This is a genomic window from Phenylobacterium sp. (assembly GCF_036502675.1).
GTDB lineage: Bacteria > Pseudomonadota > Alphaproteobacteria > Caulobacterales > Caulobacteraceae > Phenylobacterium.
This window is the reverse complement of the sequence record NZ_DASXYF010000014.1, coordinates 54,427-66,360: the sequence shown is the minus strand read 5'-3', so window position 1 is coordinate 66,360 and position 11,934 is coordinate 54,427. Positions and strand designations below refer to the sequence as shown.

Below are 11,934 nucleotides of genomic sequence, written 5' to 3'. Positions count from 1 at the left end.
CACTGCCGGCAGCGCCCGCGACATTTCCGAGCGCGGCGACAGGACCGTCGCCGCCATCGCCTCGCGGCTTGCGGCCAATATCTACGGCCTCGACATTCTGGCTGAAGACGTCGAGGACGAGGCCCACAACACCACGCGGTTTGTGCTGCTGTCGCGCGAGGAAAAATGGGCAAAGCAGGGATCGGGGCCGCTGGTCACGAGCTTCGTGTTCCGCGTGCGCAACCTTCCGGCCGCGCTTTACAAGGCGATGGGCGGCTTCGCCACCAACGGCGTCAACATGACCAAGCTGGAAAGCTACATGGAGAACGGCGCCTTCACGGCCACCTTCTTCTATGCCGAGGTGGACGGCCGGCCCGAGGACCGCGGCCTGGCGCTGGCCTTCGAGGAACTGGCTTTCTTCTCCGAGCGGTTCGAGATCCTCGGCGTTTACCCGGCGGACCCGTTCCGGGGATAGGGCTGCGGGCCGTTGCGCGGCCCGGCCCCGGGGACTCGCCGGCGGCGTTCGCGCCGCGCGGCCAAACCCTGTAAGACCGCGCCGTGACGCGCACGGCCATCACCCATCTCGTCCTCACCGACGTCCGCTCCTACGCCCGCGCCGAGCTGGCGCTGGACGGGCGCGCAGTGGTGCTGACCGGTCCGAACGGGGCGGGGAAGACCAACCTGCTGGAGGCGGTGAGCCTGCTCACCCCCGGCCGCGGCCTGCGCGGGGCGAGCCTGGCGGAGATCGGCCGCCGGCTGCCGGGCGAGGCGCTGGGGCGGGCCTGGGCGGTAGCCGCGGTGGTGTCGCACGACGCGGAGGAGGTCCGCCTGGGCACCGGCGCCGAGACGCCCGGCGCCGCGCGCCGCACCGCGCGCCTGGAGGGCGAGACCGTGCCGCCCGGCCGCCTCGCCGAGCACCAGCGGCAGGTGTGGCTCACCCCCGCCCAGGACCGGCTGTTCCTGGGCGGCGCGGGCGACCGGCGCCGCTTCTTCGACCGCCTGGCCTTCGCCGGCGATCCGCCGCACGCGGTCCACGCCGCGGCCTATGAGCGGGCGCTGCGCGAGCGCATGCGGCTGCTCAACGAGGGCCCCGCCGACGCCGCCTGGCTTTCGGCGCTGGAGGCCACGCTGGCCGAGGCCGGCGCGCGCCTGGCCGAGGGCCGCGCCCGCACGCTGAAAGCCCTGCAGGCCGAGGTGGACGCCCGGGGCGCCCGGCCGTTCCCCCAGGCCCGCCTGACGCTGACCGGCGAGTGGGAGGCCCTGGCCCTGGAAGGCGCCGCGGCCGCCGACATCCAGCCCCGCCTGGCCCGTGCGCTGGCCGCCGGGCGCGACCGCGACGCCGCCGCCGGCCGGGCGCTCAGCGGTCCGCACCGGGGCGATCTGGCGGTCTGGCACGCCGAAAAGGACCGCCCGGCCTCGGAATGCTCCACCGGCGAGCAGAAGGCGCTGATCTTGAACTTGGTTCTCGCCCAGGCGGCGCGTCTTTCGCGTGCAGAATCAGCGCCAAACCCTATATTGTTGCTGGATGAAGTCGCAGCGCACCTGGACCGCCGCAGGCGGGCGGCGCTGTTCGACGAAATCTCGGCGCTCGGGCTGCAGGCGTTTCTCACCGGCACGGACGAGTTGCTGTTCGAAGATCTCAAAGGCCGCGCCCAAGGCGTCCGTGTGGACGCCGGGGGCCTGACCGCCCTGGAAACCTGATGACCCCCTCCGAACCCGAAGATCCGACCGCCGAATTCGAGCCCGAAGGCAACGGCCAGGCCGAGTACGGCGCGGACTCCATCAAGGTGCTGAAAGGCCTGGACGCGGTGCGCAAGCGGCCGGGCATGTACATCGGCGACACCGACGACGGCTCGGGCCTGCACCACATGGTCTATGAGGTGGTGGACAACGCCATCGACGAGACCCTGGCCGGCTGGGCCAGCCGCGTGGAGGTGATCCTCAACGCCGACGGCTCGGTCACCGTCACCGACGACGGCCGCGGCATCCCGGTGGACATCCACGAGGGCGAGGGCGTTTCGGCGGCCGAGGTCATCATGACCCAGCTGCACGCCGGCGGGAAGTTCGACCAGAACTCCTACAAGGTCTCCGGCGGCCTGCACGGCGTGGGCGTCTCGGTGGTCAACGCCCTGTCGCAGTGGCTGAAGCTGCGGGTCTACCGCGGCGGCAGGAGCTACGAGATGGAGTTCCGCCACGGCGACCCGGTGGCGCCGCTGAAGGAGACCGGCGACGCCCCGATGCGCCCGAACGGCGAGCCGCTGTCGGGCACCGAGGTCACCTTCCTGCCCTCCACCGAAACCTTCACCGGCGTCGAGTTCGACCGCAAGACCCTGGAGCACCGGCTGCGCGAGCTGGCCTTCCTCAACTCCGGCGTCACCATCTGGCTCAAGGACCTCCGCGACGCCGAGCCTTTCGAGGAAGTGATGAGCTACGAGGGCGGGGTGGAGGCGTTCGTCCGCCACCTCGACAAGGCCAAGACCCCGGTGCTGAAGGCCCCGATCGTTATCCGCGGGCGGCGCGATACGGTGCAGATCGACCTGTCGCTCTGGTGGAACGACGGCTACCACGAGAACGTCCTCTGCTTCACCAACAACATCCCGCAGCGTGACGGCGGCACCCACCTGGCGGCCTTCCGCTCGGCGCTGACCCGGATCATCACCAACTACGCCGAGAGCTCCGGCGCCACGAAGCGCGAGAAGGTCTCGCTCTCCGGCGAGGACGCGCGCGAGGGCCTGACCTGCGTGCTCTCGGTCAAGGTGCCGGACCCCAAGTTCTCTTCCCAGACCAAGGACAAGCTGGTCTCCTCCGAGGTGCGCCCGGCCGTGGAAGGCCTGGTCTCCGAGGGCCTCGGCCAGTGGTTCGAGGAGCATCCCACCGAGGCCAAGCTGATCGTTCAGAAGATCGCCGAGGCCGCCGCCGCCCGCGAGGCGGCCCGCAAGGCCCGCGACCTGACCCGGCGCAAGACCGCCCTCGACATCTCGTCCCTGCCCGGCAAGCTCGCCGACTGCCAGGAGAAGGACCCGGCCCGCTCGGAGATCTTCCTCGTGGAGGGCGATTCCGCCGGCGGCTCGGCCAAGCAGGCCCGCAACCGCGAGAACCAGGCCGTGCTGCCCCTGCGCGGCAAGATCCTCAACGTCGAGCGCGCCAGGTTCGACCGCATGCTGGGCTCCGACCAGATCGGCACCCTGATCACCGCCCTGGGCGCCGGCATCGGCCGCGACGACTTCGACATCGAGAAGATCCGCTACCACAAGATCGTGGTGATGACCGACGCCGACGTCGACGGCGCCCACATCCGCACCCTGCTGCTGACCTTCTTCTTCCGGCAGATGCCGCAGGTGATCGAGCGCGGCTATCTCTACATCGCCCAGCCGCCGCTCTATAAGGTCACCAAGAACAAGTCCTCCCGCTACCTGAAGGACGAGGGCGAGATGGAGACCTACCTGATCGACGAGGGCGTCGACGGGGCGGTGCTCACCCTGGCCTCCGGCGAGAAGCTGGCCGGTCCCGACCAGCTGGCCCTGGTGATGAGCGCCAGGGGCGCGAAGGCCAACGTCGAGCGCCTGGCCGCCCGCGCGCCGGCCTTCGCCATCGAGCAGGCCGCGCTCGCCGGCCTGCTGGGCGACAGCCAGGACGTGGCCGCCGCGGCCGCCCGCCTCGACCTCTACGCCGAGGAGGGCGACGGCGTCTGGTCGGGCGAGAAGAGCCCGGTGGGCGGGTACGTCTTCTCGCGGGACAAGCGCGGCGTCACCGAGCGGGTGGTGCTGGACGAGCTTTTGCTGCACGCCGCCGACGCCCGCCGGCTGGCCGAGCGCACCGTCACCATGGCCGACATCTTCTCCAAGCCCGCGACCTTCGTGCGCCGCGACCGCTCGACGACCGTGCGCGGCCCCATCGACCTGGTGGACGCGGTGATGGAGGCCGGCCGACGCGGCCTGACGGTCCAGCGCTACAAGGGCCTGGGCGAGATGAACCCCGACCAGCTCTGGGAGACCACCCTCGACTCCGACGCCCGCACCCTGCTGCAGGTCAGGGTCAACCACGCCGACGACGCGGACTCCATGTTCACCCGCCTGATGGGCGACCTGGTCGAGCCACGCCGCGAGTTCATCCAGGAGAACGCCCTGGACGCCGAGGTGGACGTCTAGCGCCGAAGCCCCCCCGCTAACTGACTGCCGATCACCTGCTAGGCGCCGGCCGCCTCATTATGCGCCAGGCTTGGCTCGCCCGGCGTGCGAACCCGCGACTGTGGCTTTGCGGAGGCGCCTCTTCGCCGTGCGCCGACATAGCCTCTCCACCTGCCGGCGCATGAACGACGCGGGCGTGAAGAGGGGTAGCATCCATGTCGACATTCAACCTGCGCCGCCGTGCGCTCGGCTGCGCGGCGCTGGCCGCCTTGTCCGTGGGCGCGCCCACGCTCGCCTTCGCCCAGGCCCCCACCGAGGTGGGCGAGGTCATCGTCACCGCCCAGAAGCGGCTGGAGAACATCAACGACGCGCCGCTCTCGGTCACCGCCATCAGCGGCCAGAAGCTGGACGTGATCCGTTCCTCCGGCGGCGACATCCGGGTGCTGTCCTCCCGCGTCCCCAGCCTGACGCTGGAATCCAGCTTCGGCCGCACCTTCCCGCGGCCCTACATCCGCGGCCTCGGCAACACCGACTTCGACCTGAACGCCTCGCAGCCGGTCTCCTTCGTCTACGACGAGGTGGTGCTGGAGAGCCCGATCCTGAAGGGCTTCCCGCTGTTCGACATCGACCAGGTGGAAGTGCTGCGCGGACCGCAGGGCACGCTGTTCGGCCGCAACACCCCGGCCGGCGTGCTGAAGTTCGATTCGGTGAAACCCAGCCAGACGTTCGGCGGCTACGGCCAGGTCTCCTACGGCCGCTACAACTCGGTGAACGCCGAGGGCGCCGTGGGCGGGCCGATCGTCGCGGGCGTGCTGTCGGGCCGGGTCTCCGGCCTCTACCAGCGCCGCAGCGACTGGATCGACAACACCTTCACCGGCAAGACCAACGCCACCGGCGGCTACGAGCAGTACGCCCTGCGCGGCCAGCTGCTCTACACCCCCACCGAACAGTTCAGCGCCCTGCTCAACGTCCACTACCAGCACCTGGACGGCACGCCGCAGATCTTCCGCGCCAACATCATCCAGAAGGGCGGCAACGACCTGGTGGCCGGCTTCAGCCGCGACAAGATCGCCCAGGACGCCCAGCCGCGCGCGTTCCAGCACGTGAAGGGCGGCGGCGCCAACCTGAAGCTGACCTACGACCTGGGCGGGCCGGTGATCACCTCGATCACCGCTTACGAGCACGTCACCACCCTCAGCCACGGCGACGTCGACGGCGGCTACGGCGCGGTCTTCGCCCCGCCGTCAGGCCCGGGCCTCATCAAATTCCCCTCGGAAAGCGCCGACGGCCTCCCCTACCACGCCCAGTGGAGCGAGGAGCTGCGGGTGGCCGGCGACATGGGGCCGCTCAACTACACGGTGGGCGGCTTCTACTTCTTCGAAGACGCGAAGATCGACAGCATCGACTACAACACCCTGGCCGGCGGCGTCGTCGACGGCTACGCCTACCAGCACCAGAAGACCACCTCCTGGGCCCTCTTCGCCAACGCCGACTACAAGCTCACCGACCGGTGGAAAGTCGGCGGCGGGGTCCGCTATTCCAACGACGAAAAGGACTTCGTCGCCCAGCGGCTGCTCTCGCCGATCGGCGGCGGCGCCACCGGCGTCCTGACCGCAAAGCCCACCAGCGACGACGTCAGCTTCAACGTCAACGCGGCCTACGAGCTCAACGACGAGGTCAACCTCTACGCCCGCGTCGCCAAGGGCTACCGCGCGCCGTCCATCCAGGGCCGCCTGTTGTTCGGCGACGTCCCCACGATCGCCAGGAAAGAGACGCTGATGTCCTACGAGGCGGGCGTTAAGGGCTATGCGGCCGACCGGCGCCTGCGCTTCGACGCCGACGTCTTCTACTACAGGGTCGCCGACCTGCAGCTTACTGTCGTGGGCGGGGTCACCAACTTCAACCGGCTGATCAACGCCAAGCACGCCGAGGGCTATGGCGTCGAGTTCAACGCCGAGGCCAGGCCCGTCGAGAACGTCGCGCTCACCGCCGGCTTCTCCTACAACCACACCAAGATCCAGAGCCCGGGCCTTTCGACCGCCCCCTGCGGCGGCGGCTGCACGGTGCTCGACCCCGCGAGCGCCGTGCCGGGAGAGGTGGTGATCGACGGCAACAGCCTGCCCGACGCCCCGCGCTGGATCGGCAACGTCACCGCCCGCTACGCCATCCCGTTCGGCGACGGCGAGTTCTTTGTCTTCACCGACTGGGCCTATCGCTCGAAGATCAACTTCTTCCTCTACGAGTCGGCGGAGTTCAGCGACGACAAGCTGCTCGAAGGCGGGCTGCGCCTGGGCTACGCCGCCGCCGGCGACCGCTGGGAAGCCGCCGTCTACGGCCGCAACATCACCAACGACATCTCCCTGGAAGGCGGCATCGACTTCAACAACCTCACCGGCTTCGTCAACGACCCGCGGATCTGGGGCGTCGAGGTGAAGGCGAAGTTCTGACCGCGGACGGGAAGCCTCGTCCTTTTGCGGGACAAGGCTTCCCGACGCCTCTAATCGTCGTCCTCGTCCTCGTACCCCACCAGCGCCAGGGCGCGGGCGGGCGTGCCGTGCAGCTCCGCCCAGCGGACCAGCGCCTCCTCGCGTCCGTGGGTGACCCACAGCTCGCCGGGGCGGATCTCGTCCACCGTGGCGGTGAGCTCGTCCCAGTCGGCGTGGTCGGAGATCACCAGCGGCAGCTCCACGCCCCGCTGCCGCGCCCGGGCGCGCACCAGCATCCAGCCCGAGGCGAAGGCCGTCACCGGGTCGGGGAACCGCCGGGCCCAGCGGTCGGCGATGGCCGAGGGCGGGGCGATCACCAGGGCGCCGGCGAAGTCCTGCTTGCGCGTCGTGGTGGCCGGGGCGAGCGGCCCCAGGTCGATCCCGAAGCCCTCGTAGAGCCGGTTCAGCCGCTCCAGCGCCCCATGGACGTGGATCGTCCCGCCATGGCCCGCCTCGCGCAGCAGCCGGATCACCCGCTGCGCCTTGCCCAGGGCGTAGGCTCCCACCAGGTGCGCCCGTTCCGGGAACTGGGCCATGGAGCGCAGCAGGCGGGCGATCTCCCCACGGTCGTCCGGATGGCGGAACACCGGCAGGCCGAAGGTGGCCTCCGAGATGAACACGTCGCAGGGCACGGGCTCGAAGGCCCGGCAGGTCGGATCGCGTCTTCGCTTGTAATCTCCGCTGACCACCATGGTCAGGCCCTTCCAGCGCACCACCGCCTGGGCCGAGCCCAGCACGTGGCCGGCCGGCGCCAGGCTCACCTCCACCCCGTCGCGGTCCACCGCCTCGCCGTAGGCCGCCGCCTGCGCCGCGCCGGCGAAGTCCTGGCCGTAGCGCTCGGCCATGATCGCCAGGGTCTCGCGCGTGGCCAGCACCGCCCCGTGGCCGGCGCGGGCGTGGTCGCCGTGGCCGTGGGTGATCACCGCCCGGGCGACCGGGCGCACCGGATCGACGAAGAAGTCGCCGGGCGGGCAATAGAGGCCCTCCGGCCTGGGGCAGAGCAGGTCCTGCGGTCTGGTCATCCGGCAGATATGGGCGCGCCGCAGCGCGACCGCACGCCCTAGCCCCGCCGGTCCCGCGCCGCCGCCACCGCGTCCAGCTCGGCCTGCGCCGCGGCCATTCCCGCCTCGTCCCGCCTGGCCCTGGCCTTCAGCAGCAGGTCGGTGGCGCGCATCTCGCGGGCGGGGAACAGGTGGCTGCCGTCGGCGCGCACGAAGCCCTTCAGGTCCAGGCCCCGCAGCACCTTGCGCTGCCGCTCGGCCTCGCGGCCGGGGCCCGCGCCGTAGCTGAACAGGAACCGGGCGAGCCGCGCCTTGACGCCCGGGTCCAGGTCCCGGCGCCAGACGACCGGGCCGTCGGGGATGGCGGGCGAACTCCACACCGTCTCGACGCTCGCCAGGGTGCGGCGCCCGCCGGCCGGGTCGGAGAGCACCGCCCGGGTCATGGTGGCGGTGTCGCTGGCGGCCGCGTCCAGCACCCCGGCCGCCACGGCGTAGAGGTTGGCCTCCACCGGGGCCGTGCGCACGCTCTTGAAGCAGCCCTGCGGATCCACCCCGCGCGGGGCGAACAGGTAGGTGACGGGGGCCTGGGTCCCGGCGGCCGCGCCGGCCTCGTCCAGGCCGAAGCTCACCCGGCGGTCGCAGGCCAGCAGCCGGTCCAGCGTCAGGCCCGAGCCCCTCCGGACGATGATCACCGAGCGGTAGACGTCCGAGCCGTCCGGCCGCGCCGCCCGGGCGAACACTTCCCCGTCGGCGCGGCGCACCGCCTGCAGCGCCGCGGCGTTGTTGAACAGCCCCACGTCGGTCTGCCTGAACCGCATGGCGTCCACCAGCGCGGTGTCGGTGGAGCCGTAGAAGGGCGTCACCCGCACCCCCACCGCCTTCTGCATGTCGGCCAGGAAGGGCGCCCAGGCGCGGGTCTGGTCGGCCACCGCGTCGCCGGGCGGGATGGCGACCCCCAGCTCGCCCCTCGCCGCGACCCGCGAGCAGCCGGCGCTCGCCAGGACCATCAGCGCCAGCACGATGGGCCAGGGACAGGACGTCACGGGTTGAATCTCCAGCGGGCGAAGGCCGTTCTCGCGCACGGCGCAGCTTGATGGCGGCGTGCCCCTAAGTCCAGGCGGCGCAAATGCGCCCTTGAGGCCGCAGCCGTTGGGCGCTACCGCCTCGCCCATGCTGCAAGGATTGTCCCACCCGGCGCGCGACGCCAAGAGCTGGCCCTTCGAGCAGGCCCGCACCCTGCTGGCCCGCACCCTGCGCCTGCGCCTCACCGACGCCGAGCGCCACCTGGCCGCCAGCCTGATCGGCGAGGGCAAGGCGGCGCAAGCCGTGGCCGTCCTGCCGGCGCTGGCCCGGCCGGTGGTCTTCCAGTGCGGCTACGGCGCCTCCGGCCTGCCGCACATCGGCACCTTCGGCGAGGTGGCGCGGCCCACCATGGTCCGCACCGCCCTCCGCGCGCTCACCGAGGACGCCATCCCCACGCGGCTGATCGTGGTCTCCGACGACATGGACGGGTTCCGCAAGATCCCCGACAACGTCCCCAACCGCGCGATGCTGGAGGAGGACCGCGACAAGCCGGTCACCTCGGTGCGCGACCCCTTCGGCGAGCACGAGAGCTTCGGGGCCCACAACAACGCCCGCCTGCGCGCCTTCCTCGACGGCTTCGGCTTCGACTACGAGTTCTTCTCGGCCACCGAGGGCTACAGGTCCGGCCGCTTCGACGCGACCCTGCTCAAGGCCCTGGAGCGGTTCGACGCCATCCAGGCGGTGATGCTGCCGACGCTGGGCGAGGAGCGCCGCGCCACCTATTCGCCCTTCCTGCCGATCAGTCCTACGTCGGGCCGCGTGCTGCAGGTCCCCACCCTGGAGCGTCACCTCGACCGGGGGACCATCGTCTTCCGCGACGAGGACGGCGCCCTGGCCGAGGTCCCGGTCACCGGCGGCCGCGTGAAGATGCAGTGGCGTCCCGACTGGGCCATGCGCTGGACGGCGCTCGGCGTCGACTACGAGATGTCGGGCAAGGACCTGATCGATTCCGTCAAGGTTTCCAACAAGATCGTCCGCATCCTGGGCGGCGAGCCGCCGGAGGGCTTCCACTACGAGCTGTTCATGGACGAGAACAACCAGAAGATCTCCAAGTCCAAGGGCAACGGCCTGACCATGGAGGAATGGCTGCGCTACGGCACGCCGGAGAGCCTGGCCTACTACATGTTCCAGTCGCCCAAGTCGGCCAAGCGGCTGTATTTCGACGTCATCCCCAAGGCGACGGACGAGTACCTGCAGCAGCTCGACGCCTTCAACCGCGCCCGGGCCGAGGGCGGGTCGCCGGCGGTCGACAATCCCGCCTGGCACGTCCACCGCGCCGACCCGCCCGCCAAGGGCTCGCCGCTGTCGTTCTCGCTGATGCTCAACCTGGTCTCGGCGGCCAACGCCTCGGACAAGGAGATCCTCTGGGGCTTCCTGGCCCGCTACCTGCCCGGCGCGACGCTGCAGAGCGAGCCGCTGCTCGACCGCCTGGCCGGCTACGCCATCAACTACTACGAGGACTTCGTCCGCCCGGCCAAGCGCTTCCGCGCCCCCGACGCGCGCGAACGCGCCGCCATGGCCGACCTCGCCGCCCGCCTGCGCGCGCTCCCCGCCGGTTGCCAGGACGCCGAGCTGATCCAGAACGAGGTCTACGAGGCCGGCAAGCAGGCGGGCTTCGAGCCCCTGCGCGCCTGGTTCACCGCCCTCTACGAAGTGCTGCTGGGCCAGAGCCAGGGCCCCCGCTTCGGCTCCTTCGCCGCCATCTTCGGCCTGGAGCGCACCACCGCCCTCATCGACCAGGCCCTGGCCGGCGAACTGACCGCCGCCTGACTCCCTTTCCGCCCCCGTCCGGAGAGGACGGGGAAGGGCGCCGCCCGCCGAAGAGCTCAGGGCGGATTGGGACATCTTGTGGCTATTCGAGGAGCGCCGCACAACCTCAGGCATAGCGCCCGCTTGGCTCGCCCGGTACCGTGCACGCATACGTCGGCGGGGGGAGTGATGACGGGACGCTCTACACGATATCCAAGGGAAAAGACGACAACGGCGATCATATATATCACGGTGTTGCTGGACGTCATATCCACCGCGATAGCCAATCCGACGCTTCCTCGCCTTGTGCGCGAGTTGGATCGACATGGAGTTTCGGTTGCTGTTTCTGCAATTATTCTCTTCCTTATCGTAGACTTCGTTCAGTTCTTATTCTCTCCCGTGATTTTAGGCGCATCAGATGCGATAGGCCGACGAGCGATCATTATTTTTGGCATCGTCGGTCTAATAACCAGCAACTTACTGCGAGCGATGTCCGCTGATATCTTGCAACTTGCGGCGGCAAGCGTCGTCCTTGGAATCTTTTCCGGAGTATTCGGAGCGGCGATGGCCGCGGTTGCGGACTATACGCCGCCGCCCATGCGGGCCGCTCGGTTCGGACTAATGAGTTCTGCTGTGAGCGTCGGATATACGGTCGGCCCCATGCTCGGTGGCGTGCTGGGTGATATCAACGTACGGGCGCCCTTCTACGCAGCCTGTATTTTTTCGCTCTCGAACCTCGTACTGGTGTTTCTCATTTTCAGAGAGACGCTTCCCGGGCCGTCGCGAAAGAAATTTGAACTGCACCGGGTTACCCCCATAGATACGGTCCGGTTCTACAATCAATCATTCAATCTTCGAAGGCTCGCGATTGCCTACGCAGGCCTTCAGTCTACCATGGCGTTCCTGCCTGTATTGATACCCATCTATTTTCTTCAGGCATTCGGGTGGAGCGCCGGCAAGGTTGGGCTCTATATTGCGGTGATGTCCATCATTTCTGTCATAATCCAAGCGATGTTGCCGGGCCTGCTTACGGCGCGGCTTGGCCCGGCGCTCACGTCGGCGCTTAGCCTCGCAGTGGGCGCCCTTGGTTTCTGCGTCATAGGGCTCTCGTCTTCCGAGACGATGCTATGGGTTGGCGCTGTGCTTATGCCGGTGAGGAACGTGGCCACGCCAACTATCACGGCGATGATGAGCGAAGGAGTATCAAAAGAAAAACAGGGCCTCCTTCAAGGTTCAAATTCGAGTCTGTTTAGCATTTCCCGCATGACTTCACAAATCGGACTCGCGGTATTGTATGCCTTCTCGGACGCGACAGGGGCTACGAAGCAGGCCGTGTCTGTCCCATTTCTGTTGGCAGGAGTCCTTCTATTTGCTTGCACGGCAATTGTCTGGAGTCTGCGTCGTTCCTATGATTTGGCGGGCGATATCCCACAGTCGCGCTCAAGCGGCTAGGAAGGTCCGCTCGAGGGCCACCGCCAGCGGGCGCCGCCCGCTCCGGCGATCTAGCGC

Annotated in this window: 8 protein-coding genes; 6 read left to right on the top strand and 2 right to left on the bottom strand. The window is 69.3% G+C overall.

All coding sequences use genetic code 11. From position 1 onward, the window contains the following. From VGL30_RS01925 to VGL30_RS01910, 4 genes are all read left to right on the top strand, one after another. Window positions 1–454 (top strand): prephenate dehydratase domain-containing protein (locus tag VGL30_RS01925; RefSeq protein WP_331536209.1); only part of this gene is annotated, 454 nt, incomplete at its 5' end. 83 nt (window positions 455–537) lie between these two features. After that, complete coding sequence (gene recF, locus VGL30_RS01920) at window positions 538–1,680, top strand: DNA replication/repair protein RecF (protein WP_331536207.1); 1,143 nt, start codon at window positions 538–540, stop codon at window positions 1,678–1,680. Further along, window positions 1,680–4,127, top strand: coding sequence for a DNA topoisomerase (ATP-hydrolyzing) subunit B (gyrB, locus tag VGL30_RS01915; protein ID WP_331536205.1), 2,448 nt, complete (start codon window positions 1,680–1,682; stop codon window positions 4,125–4,127). Before recF ends, gyrB begins: the two co-directional genes overlap by 1 nt. A gap of 194 nt (window positions 4,128–4,321) precedes the next feature. Continuing rightward, window positions 4,322–6,553, top strand: a complete 2,232-nt coding sequence (locus tag VGL30_RS01910) for a TonB-dependent receptor (RefSeq protein ID WP_331536203.1) — start codon at window positions 4,322–4,324, stop codon at window positions 6,551–6,553. Window positions 6,554–6,603: 50 nt separating this feature from the next. Here the strand turns inward: VGL30_RS01910 and VGL30_RS01905 are convergent, their stop codons facing one another. Together VGL30_RS01905 and phnD are read right to left on the bottom strand one after the other, a co-directional pair. Next, window positions 6,604–7,614 carry a ligase-associated DNA damage response exonuclease gene (locus tag VGL30_RS01905; protein ID WP_331536201.1) on the bottom strand — a complete coding sequence of 337 codons (1,011 nt, stop codon included), beginning with the start codon at window positions 7,612–7,614 and terminating at the stop codon, window positions 6,604–6,606. 38 nt (window positions 7,615–7,652) lie between these two features. After that, entirely contained in the window at window positions 7,653–8,636 is a 984-nt protein-coding gene (phnD, locus tag VGL30_RS01900) for a phosphate/phosphite/phosphonate ABC transporter substrate-binding protein (RefSeq protein WP_331536199.1), read from the bottom strand. 127 nt (window positions 8,637–8,763) lie between these two features. On the opposite strand from phnD, the gene VGL30_RS01895 reads away from it, so the two are divergent. After that, window positions 8,764–10,446: a lysine--tRNA ligase gene (locus VGL30_RS01895; protein ID WP_331536197.1), complete on the top strand. Its 1,683-nt coding sequence runs from the start codon at window positions 8,764–8,766 to the stop codon at window positions 10,444–10,446. Between the two features lie 231 nt (window positions 10,447–10,677). Further along, window positions 10,678–11,877 (top strand): MFS transporter, encoded by a 1,200-nt coding sequence (locus VGL30_RS01890; protein ID WP_331536195.1) that lies wholly within the window; start codon window positions 10,678–10,680, stop codon window positions 11,875–11,877. Window positions 11,878–11,934: the final 57 nt, after the last annotated feature.

Excerpts from the sequence above, each read along its gene's own strand:
- gyrB (WP_331536205.1), top strand. The coding sequence starts at position 1,680 with ATGACCCCCTCCGAACCCGAAGATCCGACCGCCGAATTCGAGCCCGAA.
- VGL30_RS01905 (WP_331536201.1), bottom strand. The coding sequence starts at position 7,614 with ATGACCAGACCGCAGGACCTGCTCTGCCCCAGGCCGGAGGGCCTCTAT.
- VGL30_RS01910 (WP_331536203.1), top strand. The coding sequence starts at position 4,322 with ATGTCGACATTCAACCTGCGCCGCCGTGCGCTCGGCTGCGCGGCGCTG.
- VGL30_RS01895 (WP_331536197.1), top strand. The coding sequence starts at position 8,764 with ATGCTGCAAGGATTGTCCCACCCGGCGCGCGACGCCAAGAGCTGGCCC.